The organism is Kitasatospora sp. NPDC038210 (genome assembly GCF_055600605.1).
In genome coordinates this window covers 168,716-188,304 of the sequence record NZ_JBVJYK010000007.1, presented here as the reverse complement: position 1 = coordinate 188,304, position 19,589 = coordinate 168,716, and the positions used below count along the sequence as shown (strand labels likewise).

At 74.2% G+C, this 19,589-nt stretch carries 15 protein-coding genes; 8 read left to right on the top strand and 7 right to left on the bottom strand.

Annotated elements, in window-relative coordinates:
• Positions 1–269 precede the first annotated feature (269 nt).
• Positions 270–614: a hypothetical protein gene (locus tag ACZ7KX_RS17055; protein ID WP_470327101.1), complete on the bottom strand. Its 345-nt coding sequence runs from the start codon at positions 612–614 to the stop codon at positions 270–272.
• Between the two features lie 117 nt (positions 615–731).
• The gene (locus ACZ7KX_RS17050) at positions 732–1,316 is read right to left on the bottom strand and encodes an SRPBCC family protein (RefSeq protein WP_470327100.1); all 585 of its coding nucleotides are present in this window, start codon (positions 1,314–1,316) and stop codon (positions 732–734) included.
• Between the two features lie 219 nt (positions 1,317–1,535).
• Between ACZ7KX_RS17050 and ACZ7KX_RS17045 the strand changes: the two genes are divergently transcribed.
• Positions 1,536–2,459, top strand: a complete 924-nt coding sequence (locus ACZ7KX_RS17045) for a LysR family transcriptional regulator (protein ID WP_470327099.1) — start codon at positions 1,536–1,538, stop codon at positions 2,457–2,459.
• Between the two features lie 224 nt (positions 2,460–2,683).
• Here ACZ7KX_RS17045 and ACZ7KX_RS17040 read toward each other — a convergent pair whose 3' ends face one another.
• Positions 2,684–3,460 (bottom strand): enoyl-CoA hydratase-related protein, encoded by a 777-nt coding sequence (locus ACZ7KX_RS17040; protein ID WP_470327098.1) that lies wholly within the window; start codon positions 3,458–3,460, stop codon positions 2,684–2,686.
• Positions 3,461–3,651: 191 nt separating this feature from the next.
• Between ACZ7KX_RS17040 and ACZ7KX_RS17035 the strand changes: the two genes are divergently transcribed.
• The gene (locus tag ACZ7KX_RS17035; RefSeq protein ID WP_470327097.1) at positions 3,652–4,986 is read left to right on the top strand and encodes an aminotransferase-like domain-containing protein; all 1,335 of its coding nucleotides are present in this window, start codon (positions 3,652–3,654) and stop codon (positions 4,984–4,986) included.
• Between the two features lie 400 nt (positions 4,987–5,386).
• Here ACZ7KX_RS17035 and ACZ7KX_RS17030 read toward each other — a convergent pair whose 3' ends face one another.
• Positions 5,387–6,427: a helix-turn-helix transcriptional regulator gene (locus tag ACZ7KX_RS17030; protein WP_470327096.1), complete on the bottom strand. Its 1,041-nt coding sequence runs from the start codon at positions 6,425–6,427 to the stop codon at positions 5,387–5,389.
• A gap of 100 nt (positions 6,428–6,527) precedes the next feature.
• Between ACZ7KX_RS17030 and ACZ7KX_RS17025 the strand changes: the two genes are divergently transcribed.
• Positions 6,528–7,151, top strand: a complete 624-nt coding sequence (locus ACZ7KX_RS17025) for a DinB family protein (RefSeq protein WP_470327095.1) — start codon at positions 6,528–6,530, stop codon at positions 7,149–7,151.
• A 62-nt stretch (positions 7,152–7,213) separates the two neighbouring features.
• Here the strand turns inward: ACZ7KX_RS17025 and ACZ7KX_RS17020 are convergent, their stop codons facing one another.
• The gene (locus ACZ7KX_RS17020; protein WP_470327094.1) at positions 7,214–7,429 is read right to left on the bottom strand and encodes a heavy-metal-associated domain-containing protein; all 216 of its coding nucleotides are present in this window, start codon (positions 7,427–7,429) and stop codon (positions 7,214–7,216) included.
• Between the two features lie 381 nt (positions 7,430–7,810).
• On the opposite strand from ACZ7KX_RS17020, the gene ACZ7KX_RS17015 reads away from it, so the two are divergent.
• The 4 genes from ACZ7KX_RS17015 to ACZ7KX_RS17000 all read left to right on the top strand — a co-directional run bounded on the left by ACZ7KX_RS17015 (position 7,811) and on the right by ACZ7KX_RS17000 (position 14,944).
• Entirely contained in the window at positions 7,811–8,590 is a 780-nt protein-coding gene (locus ACZ7KX_RS17015) for a DUF3152 domain-containing protein (protein WP_470327093.1), read from the top strand.
• 235 nt (positions 8,591–8,825) lie between these two features.
• Entirely contained in the window at positions 8,826–9,737 is a 912-nt protein-coding gene (locus ACZ7KX_RS17010) for a glutaminase (RefSeq protein ID WP_470327264.1), read from the top strand.
• Between the two features lie 141 nt (positions 9,738–9,878).
• Positions 9,879–14,096, top strand: coding sequence for an AAA family ATPase (locus ACZ7KX_RS17005; protein WP_470327092.1), 4,218 nt, complete (start codon positions 9,879–9,881; stop codon positions 14,094–14,096).
• On the top strand, positions 14,093–14,944 hold the full coding sequence (locus ACZ7KX_RS17000) for a hypothetical protein (protein WP_470327091.1): 852 nt from the start codon (positions 14,093–14,095) through the stop codon (positions 14,942–14,944). Before ACZ7KX_RS17005 ends, ACZ7KX_RS17000 begins: the two co-directional genes overlap by 4 nt.
• 161 nt (positions 14,945–15,105) lie before the next feature.
• Here ACZ7KX_RS17000 and glmS read toward each other — a convergent pair whose 3' ends face one another.
• Positions 15,106–16,932, bottom strand: a complete 1,827-nt coding sequence (gene glmS, locus ACZ7KX_RS16995; protein ID WP_350520143.1) for a glutamine--fructose-6-phosphate transaminase (isomerizing) — start codon at positions 16,930–16,932, stop codon at positions 15,106–15,108.
• 86 nt (positions 16,933–17,018) lie between these two features.
• Positions 17,019–17,294 carry a hypothetical protein gene (locus tag ACZ7KX_RS16990; protein WP_350520144.1) on the bottom strand — a complete coding sequence of 92 codons (276 nt, stop codon included), beginning with the start codon at positions 17,292–17,294 and terminating at the stop codon, positions 17,019–17,021.
• 273 nt (positions 17,295–17,567) lie between these two features.
• Between ACZ7KX_RS16990 and asnB the strand changes: the two genes are divergently transcribed.
• The gene (asnB, locus tag ACZ7KX_RS16985) at positions 17,568–19,424 is read left to right on the top strand and encodes an asparagine synthase (glutamine-hydrolyzing) (RefSeq protein WP_470327090.1); all 1,857 of its coding nucleotides are present in this window, start codon (positions 17,568–17,570) and stop codon (positions 19,422–19,424) included.
• The last annotated feature ends 165 nt before the right edge of the window (positions 19,425–19,589 follow it).

The following is a 19,589-nucleotide window of genomic DNA, read 5'->3' as shown; positions in this document are numbered from 1 at the left end:
GCCGGTGATGCCCAGCAGGCCGGTCCCGGCGGCCGGGTCGGCGGCGCCGACCCCGTCGTCCCGGACCTCCAGCACCAGCCCGTCCGCCGCCGGCCGGCCTGCTCCCGGCCCGGCTGGCGCTGCGCCGCACCGGCGCCCGGGTGAGCGCCTGACGGCCACTCCCCCGGGGGCCGACCCGTCCGGGTTGGGCCCGCTGCTCCCGATCGACCCCCTCGCCCCGGGGAGTCGCCACTGCCCCGGCCGTCGCCGCTGCCCCGGTCGGGCCGGTCTCACACCCAGTCGTTGGTGCCGCCCAGCAGGGCGACGACGTCCAGTCCCGGATCGTCGGCCTCGGCCGACCACAGGTCGTAGGTGGCCTCCCAGAACGGGGCCGACCGGATCGGCCACGGCAGCCGGTAGCGGAACTCGACCGGGGGCCGGCCGGGCTGCCGCACCACCAGGCGGTGGTGCAGCAGCCCGGTGCGGTGGTGGACGGCGGTCCGCTCGTCCACCACGGTGGACCAGTCATCGACCTGGAGGATCCGCTGACCGTCCACTTCCCGCACCACGACGAGTCGTCGGCCGAGCTGCCCGATCCAGCGGACCTCGGAGCCCGCCCACGCCACCGGTGCCACCTCACCGCTCCTTCCGGGAACCCGCACCCGTCTCACCGGCCGGGGCGGCCCGGTCGATCCGGGCTGTCCGGTCGCTCCGGGCGGCCCGGATCGACCGCCGGACGGGGACGACGGGGGCTACTCCCCCTGCTCGGCCAGCGACTTGATGCCTTCGAGGGTGGCCGTCATGGCCGTACGCAGCTCGCCCAGCCGGAAGTCGACGACCTTCTCCTCGCTCTCGGGCCTGGCGTCGATGATGCCGCTCATGCCGCTGCGGCCCGGGCCGATCACCACCGACTGGCGCAGCCGGGTGCCGCCGTCCTCGGGGGTCAGGTCGAAGCGCCAGCGCGCCAGCGCACCGGCCGGCTCGGACACCGGCTCGCCGTAACGCCCGTCGGCGTCCATCACGGCCCAGGCGAAGGCGCCGGGGCGGGTCGGGTCGGCGGAAACGGCCGGCTCGGTCGGCTCGGTTCCCCCTGCCGGCACGGTCAGCTCGGTCACCTCGGATACCGTCCGCCAGTCGGGCAGACCCTCACGGCGGTTGTGGCCCTCGAAGCGGGCGCCCGGCGCCGGTCCGTCCGCGCCGTCCAGCCAGGCGACGCGCTGGAGCTCCGGGCTGAGCCGGGTGGGCAGGTCGATGTCCGTCACCAGCTCCCACACCCGCTCCACCGGTGCCTGGACGAAGATCTCGCAGACCGTCCCCGGACCGTCGGCGTAGCGCATTCCGTTCCCCCTTCTGGTCATCCACGTGGTGCACGTCGTGCAGGTAGCGATTCGATGCGGGTCGACACCCGCCCGCTGCCCCCGCCTGTGCGTCCGGAACGCCGCGGGGGCAGCGGGCGGGTTGCCGCCCTGGGCCCGGAATCGATGATCGAGCCCGCCGAATACCCAAGTCAATCCGCCGGTTTGCTGGGACATCTCCAAGCGATACCTTGGGTCCCCGTGACCATCGACGATCTCCGCGTCTTCGCGGCGGTCTGCCGGGCCGGCTCGCTCAGCGCCGTCGCCCGCGACCTCCACTGCACCCAGTCCGCGGTCAGCCAGCACGTGAAGCGGCTCGAACGCGAGCTCGGCCTCGCCCTGATCGAGCGCCACTCGCGCGGGGTGGTGCCCACCAAGGCGGGCCGCCTGCTCCAGGCGGGCGTCTCCACCGGCCTCGGCAGCATCGACCACGCGCTGCACCGGGTGGCCGAACTCGCGCGCGGCGAGGGCGGATCCGTCCGGATCACCACCGGGGCCACCAGTATCCGGCACTTCATGTCGGCGGCCGTGGTGGCCTTCCGACGGCGCTTCCCCCAGGTCAGCCTGGAGTTCCAGACGGAGGTTTCCAGCCGCAGCTGCCTGGAGGCGCTCACGGCCGGCCGGGTCGACCTGGCCTGGATCACCCTCGGCACCCCGGTCCGCGGCATCGACCAGCGGCCGGTCGTCGACCTGCCGTGGGTCCTGGCCGTCGCCGCGGGCGACCCGCTCGCCACCAGGGCCCGCATCGAACCCGCCGACCTCCAAGACGCCCGGCTCATCGGGCTGCCGCAGAACTCCGTCGCCCGTTCCCAACTCGACTCCTGGCTCGGGAAGTCGGGCATCCGACCGGTCTTCGACACCAGCGTCGCGGACTGGGACACCGCGATCCTGCTCGCCGAGCTCGGCCTCGGCCACGCCGTCGTCCCCGCCCTCCCCCAGTGGCAGGGACCCGGCCACCCCGGCCTGCGGCTGCTCCCGCTCCCCGACCTGCCCGCCCTCACCGCCGGCTGGGCCATCCGCGACTGGGCCAATCTGTGCCCCCTGGCCCGCGCCTTCGCCGACACGGTCGCCGCTCACTGCGGCGCCGGGCCCGCCCTCCCGGCGGGACACCCGGGAACCGTCTGACCACCACTGCCCGACCGCGCGCGCCCTGCTCCGCGACCACCGGCACGCCGCCGGCGGCCCCCGGCCGTACGTTCTCCCGCGAGGTCCCCGTCCGGCGCCCGAGCAGATCCCGGGTTTGCCCGACGTCGCCCAATTCCCTCCACCGCCCGCCCGTTGGCGCCGTCCACCTGCCCGAGCGAACCGGGCGGGCGGCCCCGGGAGCGCGGCGCCCGGCCGGACCGCCGTCAGCGGGAGCCGGACGAGCGGTCCAGGAAGCGCCGCAGCCCGTCCCGGACGCCCTCGGTCGGCACGGTCGCCGCGAAGGCCGCTGCCTCGACCGCGAGCCCCTCGTCGATCGGGAGGTTGATCCCGCGGGTCACCGCCCGGAGGCAGGCAGCCACCGCCGTCGGCGCGTGCCTGGTGATGCGGTCGGCCAGGTCCCGGGCCGCGTCGAGCAGTTCACCTGCCGGGACGACCGAGTTGACCAGGCCCAGCTCGGCGGCCCGGGCGGCCGGGATCGGGTCCCCGGTCAGGATCATCTCCAGGCCGCGCTTGCGCCCGACGTGACGCGGCAACCGCTGCGAACCACCGAAGGGCGGCGGGAAGCCGAGCGAGATCTCCGGCTTGGCGAAGGTCGCGTGCTCGGCGGCGACGGCCAGCGGGGCCGCCTCGGTGATCTCGCAACCAGCACCGTACGCAAGGCCGTTGACGGCCACGATGATCGGCTTGGGGAACTCCTCGATCCGCCGTGTGAGGGTGTGACCGCGCCGGACGAACTCGCGCAGCGCCCGCTCGGGCCCGCCCGCGATGTCGGCCGCCAGGGACGGGATGTCGGCGCCCGCGCTGAACGCCCGCCGCCCAGCGCCGGTGAGGACCACCGCGCGGGCGGTGTCGTCCGCGTCGATCCGGTCGAACTCGGCGAGCAGCGCGTCGATCGTCGGGTGGTCGAGGGCGTTGAGCTTCTTCTCCCGGTCGATGGTGAGGGTGACGACGTGCTGGTCCCGCTCGCTGCGGACGGTCATGGGCGCGCTCCGTTCCCGGCTCGGCTTCCCCGCTCGGTTTCCCCGCTCGGGTTCCCCGGCTCGGCTTCCCCGCTCGGTTTCCCGGCTCCACTGCCGGACGGATCGAGGCTAGGAACTCCGCCCCATGACAATCCAGTTATTGTCCTGGATACACGTCCACGCGCACGACGCACAGGAACGGCAGGTGACCGGTGCGACCGCCCTCCTACAAGGCCATCGTCGACGAGTACGCGACGGCCATCCGCTCCGGCGCGCTCCCCGCCGGCACGCGACTGCCGACCCACCGCGCCCTCGCCCGCGAACGGCGGGTCGCCCTCGCCACCGCCACCCGGGTCTACGCCGAACTCGCCACTGCCGGGCTGGTGGTGGGTGAACAGGGCCGGGGCACCTTCGTCCGGCTGCGCTCGGGCTACGACGGCCTCGAACCCTCCCGCGCGCTCCCGGTGCCGCGGCTGGCGGACCTCTCCTTCAACCAGCCGCTCGCCCCCGACCAGGGCGACCTGCTGCGGCAGGCCCTGCGGGCCCTCGCCTCCTCGGGCGACGCCGAAGCCCTGCTGCGCCAGCACCCCCCGGGCGGCCACCGGCACGACCGGGCGGCCGTCGCCAAGTACCTGCTGGACCGCGGCGTCGACACGGCACCGGCGAACGTGCTGCTCACCAGCGGGGCGCAGCAGGCGCTGGACTGCGTCCTGCGCACCCTCACCCGCCCCGGGGACGTCCTGGCCGTGGACGCGCTCAGCTACCCGGGCATCAAGCTGCTCGCCTCCGCGCACGGGCTCGACCTGGCACCCGTCCCCGCCACCCCCGCCGGCCCGGACCTCGACGCGCTGGACCGGCTCTGCCACGCCCGACCGGTACGCGCGGTGTACACCATGCCGACCGTCCACAACCCGCTCGGCTGGGTGCTCGACCAAGCGCGGCGCGAACGCCTGGCCGACCTGGCCACCGAACACGGCTGCACGCTGATCGAGGACGGCACGTACGCCTTCCTGGAGGCCGCGCCGCCACCACCCCTGCACGCCCTCGCGCCCGAGCGCACCTGCTACGTGGCCGGACTGTCCAAGAACGTGGCGCCGGGCCTGCGGTTCGGCTTCGCCGTCCTGCCCGAGCACCTGCTACGACCGGCGACCACCCAGCTGCGCACGGCGGCCTGGGGTGCACCCGGCCTGATCACCGCCCTCGCCACCGGCTGGCTCGCGGACGGCACAGTGGCCCGGCTGGAACGCGAGCGCCGGACGGACGCCACCGCGCGCCAGACCATCGCCCGCGCCGCCCTCGACGGCCTCACCACGACCGCCCACCCCAGCTCCTACATCCTCTGGCTCACCCTCGAACCCCACCAGCGCCCCGACCACGCGGCCGCCGCCCTCGCCGCCGAGGGCATCCTGATCTCCACCGCCGATGCGTTCGCCACCACCGCCCACCACCCCAACGCCCTCCGCCTCGCCCTCGCCACACCCCCACTCGCCGACCTCCCCACCGTCCTCACCCGCCTCCGCACCACCCTCGACACCATCGCCCCCTGACCCACCAAAAGTCGGCCCACCCGACTTCCTACGCGCGCTCCGACCCTGCCCCTGCCCGCCCCTGCCCGCCTCTGCCCGCCCCAGGGAAATATGTAGACCGATCTGCATATTCATATTCCTGCCCGACTCCCCCGGCGCAGAAAGTCGACCAGCCCGACTTCCTACGCACCAACCCCACTCCCCATCAATCAGTAGACCGATCTGCATAATTTGGCCCGCCCCCAAGCCACCCCACGCGAAAAGTCGACCACGCCGACTTCCTGCGCGCGCCGCCCCAACCCCAGCGCCCCTCCGGGGACATAATCAGTAGACCGGTCTGCATATTTCTTTCCGGGGGCGGCACCGCGTCGGCGCGCGCCCCGCCCCTGGAGGCGCGCCAGAAGTCGGCCCGCCCGACTTCCTACTCCGATCGCCCCGCAACCTCACCCGCCTCGCCCGCCTCGGCCGCCTCGCCCGCCTCGCCCGGGGCGGCCGTGGCGGTCATGGCGGCCGCGCGGCTGAAGCGGGTACTCCAGTCCTCCAGCAGCGTTCGAAGGCCGGGTGGGCCGATCACCTCGAAGTCGGCTCCGAGCGATCCCAGGGCCATGGCGGGCCAGTCCAGGGAGTCGGCGGTCATCAGCAGCCGGCAGCGGCCGCCGTCGACCGCCTCGACGGTGCCCCAGCGGCCGACGCGCGCCCGGACGTAGTCGGCGGGCGCGTCGACCAGCGCCTCCACCCGGTGCGGCCGGGGCACGCCGTTGAGGCCCGCGCGGACGAACTCCGCCGCGTCGGCGGCCGGGAGGGTGCGCGGGGCGAAGCGGGCGCCGCTGCCCTGCGGGGCGCTCAGCCGGTCGAGGCGGAAGCTGCGCCAGTCGGCGCGGTCGAGGTCGTACGCGACCAGGTACCAGCGGCGGTTGAGGCAGACCAGCCGGTGCGGTTCGACGTGCCGCTCCGAACCGCGCCCGTCGGCGGCGGTGTACGCGAACCGCAGCCGTTCGTCGTCCCGGCAGGAGAGCGCCACCACCGTGAGGACGTCCGGGTCGACGCCCACGCCTCCGTGGGCGCCCCAGTCGACCGGGACGGTCATCGCGCGCAGCGCCTCCACCCGGCGGCGCAGCCGGGCCGGCATCACCTGGACGACCTTCGCCAGCACGCGGACCGAGGCCTCGGCGACGCCCTCGACCGGGCTCTCCGCCGCCGCCTGCAGGCCCACCGCCAGGGCCACCGCTTCCTCGTCGTCGATGACCAGCGGCGGCAGTGCCGCGCCGGCCGCCAGCTGGTAGCCGCCGTCGACGCCGCGCTGCGCCTCGACGGGGTAGCCGAGTTCGCGCAGGCGGTCGATGTCCCGGCGCAGGGTGCGGACGGAGACGCCGAGCCGGTCGGCCAGTTCATCGCCGGGCCAGTACCGGTGGGTCTGGAGCAGGGAGAGCAGCCGAAGCGTCCGGGTGCTGGTGTTCGCCATGGGTCCCATTCTTCCCGGAATTCAGGACAGGAAGTGGCCGCAATGGTCCGTAACGTTGTTCTTGTCCGAGGGAGCAAGAACCGAACGGAAGGCCAGAACCATGACCGCGACCACCAACGCGACCACCAACACGACCAACGAGGCCACGACCGTGACCACCACCAACGCCGCGAGCAGCGTCACCACCGCCACCACCGGCGCCGTTCCGGCGAACGTCACCGGCGAGCGCGCCGACTTCCTGGAGGCGCTGGCGAAGCACCGCTACTTCCTTCGCTTCACCACCCGCGACCTCACCGACCAGCAGGCGGGCCTGCGGACCACCGCGAGCGAGCTGTGCGTGGGCGGCCTGGTCAAGCACGTGACCTCGATGGAGCGGCTGTGGGCGGCCTTCATCGTGGAGGGCCCGTCCGCGATGCCCGACTTCACCACCTGGACCGAGGAGGACATCGCCCGCCGGGCCGACGAGTACCGCATGCTGCCCGGGGAGACCCTGGCCGACGTCCTGGCCGCCTACGAGGACGTGGCGCGCCGGACTGACGAGCTGGTGGTCACCCTCCCCGACCTGGATGTCGCCCACCCGCTGCCGAAGGCCCCCTGGTTCCAGGCGGACGCCTCGTGGTCGGCCCGCCGGGTGCTGCTGCACATCATCGCCGAGACCTCCCAGCACGCGGGGCACGCCGACATCATCCGCGAAGCCCTGGACGGCGCGAAGACGATGGGCTGAGCCGGACGTCGGCGGGGTCCGTCGGTCGCGACCGACGGACCCCGCGCCGTGCGAACCCGCCGTCAGGCCGGCCCGACCAGGGTGAACCCGGCCCCGTCGACCGCGCCGCGGACCACGTCCTCGTCCAACGGCTGCGCGGAGGCCACGGTGACCCGGCCGTTGGGCGCGTCGGCGACGACGTCGGTGACGCCCGGCAGCGCGGAGAGCCCGGCGCTGACCGTCCTCTCGCAGTGGCCGCAGCTCATCCCTTCGACGGCGAAAACAGCGGTGGTGGGCATGACGGCGCCTCCCAAGACGTACCCGTGACGGACAGGTGGAACGGATCGACCCGCCCACCACACCCGAATCCGGGGCCCGGTCCCCAGGGACACGCCGCACGGGTGACACCATCGAGCGGTTCCGGGAACCGACCGGGACGTACATCCGACAGGGGCCCCTGAACCACCGCCCCGCCCCCACCCGTTCCTCCCAGTACGACCCGAACACGCACGACCCGAAGACGCACGACCCGAACACGTGCCACCCGTACCGACCAGGCCGTGCCGGTCCCCGCACTGGAGCCGTTCCACCATGTCCACACTGGCCCCGATACCCGACCGACCGGAAGCCACCGCCGCACGCCCGCCGTCCCACACGGCGCCGCACGCCGGGAGCAGTCGTTGAGCACCCCGGCCGAGCCGAACTCCCGCCGCCCCGGCGCCCGCCGCCCGGGCCCCCGCCCCCCGAGGCCCCGCCGCCCGGGCCTGCGCCGGCTGCGCCCCCGCAAGCCCTGGCACGGCGCGCTCGCCCTCGCCCTGGTGGCCGTGGTGACGGCCGGCCTGCTGTGGTGGCAGCCGTGGAGCGACCGGAAGCGCGGGCCGGCCCCGCTCGCCTTCACCACCGCGCCCGGCGGCTCCGCCCGCTTCGGCACCGGCGAGCACCTGTACAGGTACAAGGTGCGGGTGGAGAACGGGATCGCGGAGAGCCCGGAGCAGTTCGCCGCCGAGGTGGACGCGGTCCTCGGTGACGTCCGGCACGGCTGGGCCGCCGGCGGCACGGCCTCCTTCCAGCGGATGCCCGCCGACCCGGTGGACTTCACGGTCTACCTGGCCACCCCGAAGTCCACCGACCGGATCTGCGGCCAGTACGGGCTGGACACCGGCGGCTGGGTGAACTGCGGCGTGACCCACCAGGTGGTCATCAACCTCAAGCGCTGGACCGAGCTGTCCGAGTTCTACCAGGGCAAGCCCGAGCTCTACCACGCGCTCGCGATCAACCACGAGGTCGGCCACATCCTCGGCAACGGCCACGTCGACTGCCCCGGTCCGGGCGAACCGGCGCCGGTGATGATGCAGCAGATCAAGGGGCTGCACGGCTGCGTCCCCAACGGCTGGCCCTACTCCGACGCCGGCACCCTGCTCACGGGCCCGCCCGTCCTGGCGCCCACCAACGCCCCGTAGCCCGTCCCGGTGGCGCCATTCCCACCCCCTGCCGAATCCGTCCTCCCGGAACACGGATAATCCTGGTCGGACCGGACGCCGCCGTCGCCGCGCGCGCCCGGTCCGAGCCGCGGTCCGCCGTGCGCCGGGCCGCGGCCCGGACCGGAGACGCGTCCGCACGCGGCGGCTCCGAGGGCTGATGAACGTGGCAGAACGTGGAGGACGAACGGTGAACGGTGTGCCCGGCGGGGAGAACCTGGACTGGCCGGTGCTGCTGGCAGCCGCGGAGACGGCCGCCCGGGCGACCCGCGGCCAGGGCAGGGTCGCCGACTACATCCCGGCCCTCGCCACCGCCGACCCGGAGTCCTTCGGCATGGCCGTCGCCACCGTCGACGGGGAGCTGCACGGCGTCGGCGACTGGGAGCAGCCGTTCTCCGTCCAGAGCGTGTCCAAGCTGTTCACCCTGGCGCTCGCGGTCGCCTACGGCGGTGACGCGCTCTGGCGGGGCGTCGGCCGCGAGCCGTCCGGCAACCCCTTCAACTCCCTGGTGCAGCTGGAGACCGAGCACGGCATCCCGCGCAATCCGTTCATCAACGCGGGCGCCCTCGTGGTGACCGACCGCCTGCAGACCATGACCGGCGACGCCTCCGGCGCGGTACGGGAGTTCCTGCGGCGCGAGTCCGGCAACCCGGGGCTCGACACCGACCCGGTGGTCGCCGCCTCCGAGGCCGAGCACGGCCACCGCAACGCCGCGCTGGCCCACTTCATCGCCAGCCACGGCAACCTGGAGAACCCGGTCGACACCGTCCTGGAGCACTACTACGCCCACTGCGCCCTCACGACGAGCTGCCGGGACCTGGTCCTGGCCGGCTCCTTCCTCGCCCGCTACGGCGTGCGCGCCGACGGCACCCACCTGATGTCCCGCAGCGAGGCCAAGCGGATCAACGCGGTCCTGCTGACCTGCGGCACCTACGACGCCGCCGGCGAGTTCGCCTTCCGCGTCGGCCTTCCCGGCAAGAGCGGCGTCGGCGGCGGCATCCTCGCCATACTCCCCGGTCGCGCCGCCGTCTGCGCCTGGGGCCCGCGCCTCGACCAGGCCGGCAACTCGGTCGCCGCGGTCACCGCCCTGGACACCCTGACCACCCTGTCCGGCTGCTCGGTGTTCTGACCGGCCCGCCGCACCCCGCCGACCCTCCCGCTCGTTCAACTGACCGGCCCGCCGCACCCCGCCGACCTCCCCGCTCGGTAACCTGACTCCGGATCACGCCCGCACGACCGGGCACACAGGCGGCGAGTTGGGGGACGGCCGGTGCAGCACCGTGCGCTCGTGGTGGGGGTCGAGGGCGAGGCGGGCGATCCGGCCGACGAAGTGCCGCCCGCGTGGCCGCGGCTCGCCTACGCGCCGGACCGCGCCGAGCGGCTGCGCGGCATCCTGACCGAGCGGTACCGCTACACGCCGGTGGAGACCACCGCCGATCCGGCCGTCACCGCGGCGGCCCTGTCGGAGGCGGTGCGGGCCGCGCTGCACAGCGGGCCGGGCTTCGTGGTCGTCCACCTCCTCGCGCACGGGAAGCCGTCCGACCGGATCACCAACGGTCTCCACGTGGTCGGCGGCGACGGGCTGCTCACGGACGAGCTGTCCACCTGGATCACCGACGTGGAGGCGCGGGCGGGCGAGGACGGCCCGACCGTCCTGCTCCTCCTCGACCTCTGCTACTCCGGCCGGGTCGTGTGGGGCCACTTCGAGCGGCTGGTGCGGCCGGAGCTGCGCCGGGTCTGGGTGGTCGCCGCGAGCCTCCCCGAGGACCCGGCGTACGACGGCCGGCTGAGCTCCGCCGTGGCCGAGGTGCTCGGCGGCTTCGCGGACGGGACGCTGCCGCTGGACGAGTCCCTGGAGTACATCCCGATCGACCGCTTCTGCCGCGAACTCGCCCGCCGGGTCGAGGAGCTCGGCCGGGGCGGGCCGGAGCAGCGGATCGAGCGCCCGCTGGCGGCGCTCGGCGCCGACCTCGGCCACCTGCGGTTCTTCCGCAATCCCCGCCACCGCCCCGGCGGCGGCGGGACGCACCCCGAGCTGGCCGCCCTGCTCGACGAGACCGCCGACGCCGGACACTTCGTCAGCCGCGCGCTCGGCCACCAACAGGCCTACGGCACACAGGGATTGACCTCCTTCACCGGCCGCACCGAGGAGCTGAACCGGCTCTGCGGCTGGCTCGACGGGCAGGGCCCGGCGCTGCAGGTCGTCACCGGCAAGCCCGGCGTGGGGAAGTCCGCCCTGCTGGGCATGCTCGCCTGCGCGGCGCACCCCGCGCTGCGCACGCCCACCCAGCACGTCTGGGGCACCCTTCGGAGGTCGGCGCCGCGGAAGGTGCCCGGCCTGGCCGTGGTCCACGCCCGCCGACGCCGCCTGGCCGCCGTCGTGGCGTCGCTCGCCGCCCAGTGGGAGCTGCCCCTGCCGCCGGGCAGCAGCGGCAGCTCCCACTGGACGGCTGATCGACTGATCGACGCCCTGCGTGCCCGGCCGACCGCGCCGGTGCTGCTGCTCGACGCGCTCGACGAGGCCGAGCATCCCGAAGACCTGCTCACCGCGCTGCTGTCACCACTCATCTCCCGCCGCCGGCCGGACGGTTCACCGCTGTGCCGGGTGCTGGTCGCGACCCGCCCGGAGCCCGGGCTGAGGCTGCTGCTCGACACCGCCCGCGGCCAGGGCGGCCTGCTCGACCTCGGCGAGGTGCCCGGGGACCGCCTGCGGGAGGAGCTGGCCGACTTCGTCGCCGACCTGCTGGGCCGCGCGGAACCTTACGACGCCCACGAACGCGGCCTGGTCGACCGGCTGGCCCGCACCGTCGCCGACACCCTGGTGTCGGCGGAGCCGGAGTGGGGCGAGTTCCTGGTCGCCGGTCTCTACACCCGGTACCTGCTGGAGCAGCGACCGCCCCTGCGGACCCCGGCCGACGCCGAGGCGCTGGGCCGGGCCGTCCCCCGCACCCTCGACGCGATCCTCGACCTGGACCTCGGCCACCAGCCGGACCAGCGCCTGCGGTCGGTGCTGACCGCCCTCGCCCGGGCCGAGGGCACCGGCATGCCCGAACGCCTGGTGGGCGTGGTGGCCGACACCGACGCGACCGACACCCTCCTGGACACCGCCCGCTTCTACCTGCGCCGCTCCCCCGACGGGGACGGCACCCCGCTGTACCGGATCTTCCACCAGGGCCTCGCCGACCGACTGCGCGCCCGCCCCGACCTGGACGCGCGGACGGTCTGGGACCGCCTGCTCGCCGACGTCCGCCCCGTCCCCGACCGCCCCGCGCAGTGGGCCACCGCCGAGCACTACCTGCTCCGGCACGCCGCCCGCCACGCCGCCGAGGCGGGCGCGCTCGCCGAGTTGCTGGACGATCCGGAGTTCCTCGTCCACGCCGACCCGGCGGCCCTGTCGGCCGAGCTGTACCACAGCGGTGAACAGCACCCCCACGGCGTCGTCTACCGCGCCTCCCTCGGCGCCCACAGCGCCGCCGCCCCGGACGAACGCCGCCAGATCCTCGCCCTCGACGCCGCCCGCTACCAGCTGGGTGAACTGTCCGCCGCGCTGTCCGCCGACGGTCCGTGGACCGTCACCTGGACGGCCGGACGCCCGTTGGCCACCCGGCTGCTCACCACCCTGATCGGGCACCGGGGCAAGATCTGGGACCTGACCACCCTGGAGATCAACGGCCGGGCCCACGCGCTCACCGCGGGTCAGGACGGTACGGCCCGCCTCTGGGACCTGCGAACGGCCACCACCGTGCTCCAACTGCCCGACCACGGGGCCGCGGTGGGCTGCGTGGCCGCGGCCGAGCTGCCCGGCGGGCCGATCGCCGTCACCGGCGACGACAACGGCAGGCTGCACGGCTGGGACCTGACCAGTGGTCGCCCGCTGTGGACCGCCGAGGCGCACAACGGCCCGGTCTGGGCGGTCGTCACGCTGTCGGTCGACGGCGTACCACGGGTCGTCAGCGCCGGGGAGGACGAACGGCTCCGCCACTGGGACGCGGAGACCGGGCACGCGCTCGCCACCGTCACGCTGCCCAGGTACAGCGGCACCGTTCGGCGGCTCGTGCGGTACCGGGACACCGGTGTTCTCGTCCACCAGGAGAACGGAGGCGTCACGGCCTGGGACGCGGACGGCACCCGAATCGCGGTCCGGCACGTCGACGACCGGGAGGATCCGGTCACCGCGGCCACCGCCATGGACGACCACGGGCCGGACATCGCCACGGCCCACGAGTCCGGCGCCGTGAGCCTGTTCGGCCGCACCGTCCGGCCGAGGAGCAGGGTGTCCGGGCACGCGGGCGAAATCACCGTGCTGTCCGCGACGCGCCGACACGGCGGCGCTCGGAACCGCCACCTCCTCACCGGGAGCGACGACGGCACCGTCCGGATGGCGCACGTCGACCACGTCTTCGTGTACGGCGCGGCCAACGAGCGCTGGCGGATGGTCGCGACCCACACCACGGCGATCACCGCGGTCACCGACGCCACCGTGGACGGCCGTTGGTGCCTCCTCACGGCCGGCGAGGGCGGTACGGTCCGGATCTGGAACCCGGACGGCGAGTTCGCACTGCGCCAGCGCCGGGGCCACCGGCACGCGGTCACCGCGCTGGCGGTCCTGCCGGACGGCCGTCTGGTGTCGGCCAGCCGCGAGGGCGAGATCGGCGTGATCGACGCGAAGCGCGCCGACGACCGCGACCGGTTCTTCGTCCTCACCGGCACCTGGCCGAACAGCATCGCGGTGAGTCCCGGCTCCGACGGAACACTCGTCCTCGTGGCCGGTCAGGCCCATGGAGTCCTCGGCGTCGATCCGGACGGCAGGAACCTCTGGCTCTCACCGGCCCAGCCCAGGTCGAACACCGCGGTCGCCGCGCTCTCCCTCGGTGACGAAACCCGGCACGCGGTCACCGGCGACGAGGACGGCCACGTCTGGCTCCACCGCCACGACCGGCCCGGCATCACCCGCCTCATGCGGGCCTCTGCCGAGGTCACGAGCCTCACGACCGCGGGCGGCACCGTTCTCGTCGGGGACCGGCGCGGGTTCGTCTGGAAGGTGGCCCCGGGCCGTCGGACCCGGCCGGAGCTCGTGGTCCAGAACGCCGGTTGGGACGTCCACGCGCTCGCGGTGTGCACCGTCGACGGCCGTCCCCACGTCCTCAGCAGCCACGAGGACGGCAGCGTCCACCTCACCGATCTCGACGGCACCCACCGCCGTGAACTCCTCGGCCACACCGAGGCCGTCTTCGCCGTCGCCCCCGCGGTCCTCGACGGCCGCCCCTGTGCCCTCACCGGCGGCTTCGACCGCACGCTGCGCCTCTGGGACCTGACCACCGGCACCCAGCTCCACCGCCTCTGGTTCCCGGACAGCATCTTCGCCGTCGCCGTCGGCCCGGACGGCGGCGTCTTCGTCGGCATGGGCCCGGACGTCATCCGCCTCGACCTCGACCCGAACGGCCCCGTCCTGCGCCCGACCCCGCCAACCCCAGGAGGTACCCCGTGACCCCGATCGTCGCCGTCCACGGCGTGGGCCACCACGCCCCCGACCACGCCCCGCAGGACGTCGTCACCGCCCGCTCCCGCCGCTGGGCGGAGGACCTCGCCCGGGGCCTCGCCCTCTCCCCCGAGCACATCGACCTCACCTACGCCTACTACGCCCACCACCTGCACGCGGACCGGCCGACCGCCCAGGGCGGCGGGGACGAGGACACCGCCCTCGACCGCCTGGAGCGGGAGGACCCCGCCGCCGCGGCCCTGGCCGCCGACTGGGCCGAGGCCCTCGGCCTCCCGCAGGCGACCGCGCAGGGGCGGCTGACCGTACCGCTGCGCCACCTCGCCGGCATGGTCGCCGAGCACCTGAGCCTGGACGGCAGGCTGACCCGGGCCTTCGTCGCGGCGCTGTTCCGCGACGTCGCCCGCTACCTCGGCGGCCCCGGGGCCCGCGAAGCCGCCAGGGAGGGCGTGGCCGACGCCATCGCCGACCGCAAGGCGCGGATCGTGATCGCGCACTCCCTCGGCAGCGTCGTCACCTACGAGGCGCTGCACGCCCACCCCGAGATCGAGGTCGACCTGCTGCTGACGCTCGGCTCCCCGCTGGCCCTGCCCCACGGTGTCTTCCACCGGCTGTCGCCCGCCCCCGAGGGCGGCGTCGGACGGCGCCCGCCGGGTGTGCGCCGCTGGGTCAACATCAGCGACCACGGCGACCCGGTGGCCGTCCCCCGTCCGCTGACCCGCCGCTTCCCGGAGGTCGACCTGGACCTCACCGAGAGCATCGCGCTGTTCGACTTCCACACCGCCGCCCGCTACCTGCGCTCCGCAGCGGTGGCGGCGGCCGTGCGCGAGCACCTCTGAACCGCGAGCACCTCTGAACCGCGAGCACCTCTGAACCGCGAGCACGTCCGGTCGCGAACACCCCCGGAACCGGACGGGCCCCGGTCGTCCGCACAGCGACCGGGGCCCGACGACTTCACGCGCCGACTGCAACGACGGCGCCGACCGTGACGGCTACTCCACTACTCCACCGTCACGCTCTTCGCCAGGTTGCGCGGCCTGTCCACGTCGCGGCCGAGGGCGACGGCGGCGTGGTAGGCGAGCAGCTGCAGCGGGATGTTGAGCAGCAGCGGGTCCAGCTCGGGCTCGCTCTTGGGCACCAGGATGCAGTGGTCCGCGAGCTTCTCCTCCGGGCGGCGGTGCGCGACGGCGATGACGCGCCCCGACCGGGCCTTGATCTCGCCCAGCGTGGTGAGGTTCTTCTCCAGCAGCTCGTCGTCCGGGACGAGGGCCACGGTGGGCAGTTCGGGGCTGATCAGCGCCAGCGGGCCGTGCTTCAGCTCGCTCGCCGGGTAGGCCTCGGCGTGCACGTAGGAGATCTCCTTGAGCTTCTGCGCGCCCTCCCGGGCCACCGGGTAGCCGCGCACCCGGCCGATGAACATCATGCCCGCGGACTCGGCGTACTCCGCGGCGAGTTCGGCGATCGACTCGCTCTGCTCCAGCACCTCGCGGATCTGGTCCGGCAGCGCCTGCAGGGCCGAGACGATCCGGCGGCCGTCGGCGGGCGAGAGGTCGTGGATGCGGCCGAAGTGCAGGGCCAGCAACGCGAAGGCGACCACGGTGGAGGTGAACGCCTTGGTGGAGGCGACCGAGACCTCCGGCCCGGCGTGCAGGTAGATGCCGCCGTCGCACTCGCGGGCGATCGCGCTGCCCACGGTGTTGACGACGCCGAGCACCCGGCCGCCCTTGCGCTTGATCTCCTGGACGGCGGCCAGCGTGTCGTACGTCTCGCCGGACTGGCTGACCGCGACGTACAGGGTGTCCGCCTCGATCACCGGGTTGCGGTAGCGGAACTCCGAGGCCGGCTCGCTGTGCGCGGGGATCCGGGACAGCTCCTCGATCAGCTGCGCGCCCATCTCGCCCGCGTAGTAGGCGGATCCGCAGCCGAGGATCTTGACCCGGCGGATCTCGCGCAGCTCCCGGGCGTCCAGGTTGAGGCCGCCGAGGTGGGCGGTGGCGAAGCGCTCGTCGAGCCGGCCGCTCAGCGTGCGCTCGACCGAGCCGGGCTGCTCGTGGATCTCCTTGAGCAGGTAGTGCTCGTAGCCGGCGGTGTCGAAGGAGTCGATCTCCCAGTCCACGGTGGACGGCTGACGGTGGGTGGTGCGGGCGTCCGCGGTGAAGGTGCGGAAGCCGTCGGCCCGGACGGTGGCCAGCTCGCCGTCCTCCAGGTGGACGACCTGGCGGGTGTAGCGGACCAGCGCGGAGACGTCGGAGGCGGCGAACATCTCCTTCTCGCCGATGCCCAGCACGATCGGGCTGCCGTTGCGGGCGACCACGATCCGGTCGGGCTGGTCGGCGTCGAGCACCGCGATGCCGTACGTGCCGACCACCCGGCCGAGCGCGGCGCGCACCGCGTCCTCCAGCTCGACGCCCTCGGTGAGGTGGGCGGCGATCAGGTGGGAGAGCACCTCGGTGTCGGTCTCGGAGCGGAACACGGCGCCGTCGGCGGTCAGCTTGGCGCGCAGTTCGTCGGCGTTCTCGATGATGCCGTTGTGGACGACGGCGATGCGCTCGGCGTTGTCCAGGTGCGGGTGCGCGTTGGCGTCGCTGGGCACGCCGTGGGTGGCCCATCGGGTGTGGCCGATGCCGGTGGTGCCCTTGAACCGGGCCGGTACGGCGGCGGCGAGGTCGGCGACCCGACCCTTCACCTTGCGCAGCTTGATGCCGCCGGTGCGCCCGGTGACGGCGACGCCCGCCGAGTCGTAGCCGCGGTACTCCAGCCGGGCCAGTCCCTCCAGCAGGAAGGGGGTCGCGTCCTTGGGGCCGATGTAGGCCACGATTCCGCACATGCGTGGACTCCTCGTTGGTAGTGACGGGGGCGTGGGCGAGGTCGCCCGGCCGTGGGCGGCGTCGCCCGGCCGTGGGCGGTCCGCGCTCAGCCGTAGACGATCCGCCGCAGCTGGCGGGCCGAGAGCTCCGGCGCCGCGACGCGGCGCTGCGGGAGCTCCTCGGCGAGGCGGGCGAAGATCCGCTCGTTGGTCAGACCGCGTGCCTGCAGCTCGGTGTGGCGTCGGCGCACGTACTCCTCGGTGCTCTCGGAGAAGTACGCCAGCACCTCCGCCACGACCCGCGCCGCCTCCCCGGGCCCGAGCGGGCTGGTCCGGGTCAGGTGGGCGAGAAGGTCTTCATGAGGGTGGGATGAGCTCGGCACGAGTGAGCAGCCTAGGTCGCACCACCCGCCGAAGCCAAAGATCCTGCCCGAAATCGGGCAGGGATGACGGCTATCGGCCCAGCCCCGCCCCCGCAGGACCCCCGACACCCACCCCCCACCCACCCGCGCGCGCACCCTCGACGAACCCCCGGCGGCACCCCCGGCGATCACCCGCCCCCCGTTCGTTCGTCTTCCGCCGAACCCTTGAAGCGCCACCGGATCCACACGTAGCGTGATCCCCTGAACACGAAGCGGAAGACCGGAGGCTTGCTGATGTGCGGGATCACCGGATGGGTCGCCTTCGACCGCGACCTCACCGCCGAACCGAGGGCCCGGCACGTCCTCGACGCGATGACGGCCACCCAGCTCTGCCGCGGCCCGGACGCGGGCGGCGTCCTCCTCGAACCGCACGCCGCGATCGGCCACCGCCGCCTCGCGGTGATCGACATCGAGGGCGGTACCCAGCCGATGACGGTCGAGCAGGACGGCCGACTGCTGGCCGCGCTCACCTACAGCGGCGAGGTCTACAACCACCGCGAGCTGCGCGCGGAGCTGGAGGCGGCCGGCCACCGCTTCCGCACCCGCAGCGACACCGAGGTCGTGCTGCACGCCTACCTGGAGTGGGGCGCGGGACTCGCCGAGCGGCTCAACGGCATGTTCGCCTTCGCCGTCTGGGACGCCCGGCGCGAGGAGCTGCTGCTGGTCCGCGACCGGATGGGCGTCAAACCGCTGCACTACCACCCCACCCCCGACGGCGTGGTCTTCGGCTCCGAGCCCAAGGCCCTGCTCGCCCACCCCGCCGTCCGCCCGGTGGTCGACCTGGACGGACTGCGCGAACTCCTCGGCCACACCCGTACCCCCGGCCTGACGCCGTACCGCGACATCCGCGAGGTCCGGCCCGGCCACGTCGTCCGGGTGCGCCGGGAGGGCGTCTCGGTCCACCGCTACTGGGCGCTGGAGGCGCGCGAGCACCGCGACGGCCTGGAGAACACCGTCGCCACCGTCCGGGCCCTGCTGGACGACATCGTGCACCGCCAGCTCGACGCCGACGTCCCGCTCTGCTCACTGCTCTCCGGCGGCCTCGACTCCAGCGCCATCACCGCCCTCGCCGCCCGGACGCTGCGCGCCGCCGGGGCCGGCCCGGTGCGCTCCTTCTCCGTGGGCTTCACCGGCCAGGGCGAGTTCCACGCCAGCGAGGTCCGGCAGACCCCGGACGGCCCGTTCGCCCGGCTGCTCGCCGACCACGTCGGAGCCGACCACAGCGTGATCGAGCTGGACGCCGCCGATCTGACCGACCTCACCCGGCGCTCCGCCGCGCTGCGCGCCCGCGACCTGCCGGGCGGCGTCGGCGACATGGACGTCTCGCTGCTGCTGCTCTTCCGCGGCGTGCGCCGGCACTCCACCGTCGCGCTGTCCGGCGAGTCCGCGGACGAGCTCTTCGGCGGGTACCGCTGGTTCCACGACCCGCGGACCGTCGCCGCCGAGGACTTCCCCTGGGCCGCCGGCCTCACCCACATCGCCGGCCTGGGCTCCGGCCCGCGCGAACAGCTGCTCGACGCCGAGCTGCTGCGCAAGCTCGACCTGGACGGGTACCGCCGGGCCCGCTACCGCGAGGCGATCGCCGAGGTCCCGCACCTGCCCGTGGCCGACCCGCTGGAACGGCGGATGCGCGAGATCTCCTACCTCAACCTGACCCGCTTCGTCCGGATCCTGCTCGACCGCAAGGACCGGATGAGCATGGCCAACGGCCTGGAGGTACGGGTGCCGTTCTGCGACCACCGACTGGTCCAGTACGTCTTCAACACGCCGTGGGCGATGAAGTGCTTCGACGGACGGGAGAAGAGCCTGCTGCGCGCCGCCGTCCGGGACCTCCTGCCCGCAGCGATCGCCGACCGGGCGAAGAGCCCGTACCCGGTGACCAGCGACCCGCACTACCCGGCCCAGCTGCGCGCCGAGCTCACCCGGCTGGCCGTCGAGCGGAAGTCCCCGGCGCTCGACCTGCTCGACCCGCGGCGCCTCGCCGACGCGCTCGCCCCGGAGACCGACCCGCAGTCCGTCCGGCTGGGCGTCGACCTCGCGCTGGACCTGGACGCCTGGCTGACGGAGTACCAGGTCACCCTGGAGCTCTGACGCACCGGCACCGGCGCGCCCGCCCGGCGCGCCGGGCCGGCTGCCGGCCGCTGCGCCGTCCGGGTGATCGCCGGGAACCATCCCGGCGAGCCCGGGCGTCGCACGGTGCGGTAGCGTCGCCGACATCTCCCGAATGGCGGGCGAAATCACGGATTCCCGCTCCCG

Bases quoted from the DNA above. Each gene is read 5' to 3' on its own strand.
- ACZ7KX_RS17050 (WP_470327100.1), bottom strand. From the start codon at position 1,316: ATGCGCTACGCCGACGGTCCGGGGACGGTCTGCGAGATCTTCGTCCAG.
- ACZ7KX_RS17025 (WP_470327095.1), top strand. From the start codon at position 6,528: ATGACCGCGACCACCAACGCGACCACCAACACGACCAACGAGGCCACG.
- ACZ7KX_RS17040 (WP_470327098.1), bottom strand. From the start codon at position 3,460: ATGACCGTCCGCAGCGAGCGGGACCAGCACGTCGTCACCCTCACCATC.
- asnB (WP_470327090.1), top strand. From the start codon at position 17,568: ATGTGCGGGATCACCGGATGGGTCGCCTTCGACCGCGACCTCACCGCC.
- ACZ7KX_RS17030 (WP_470327096.1), bottom strand. From the start codon at position 6,427: ATGGCGAACACCAGCACCCGGACGCTTCGGCTGCTCTCCCTGCTCCAG.
- ACZ7KX_RS17020 (WP_470327094.1), bottom strand. From the start codon at position 7,429: ATGCCCACCACCGCTGTTTTCGCCGTCGAAGGGATGAGCTGCGGCCAC.
- glmS (WP_350520143.1), bottom strand. From the start codon at position 16,932: ATGTGCGGAATCGTGGCCTACATCGGCCCCAAGGACGCGACCCCCTTC.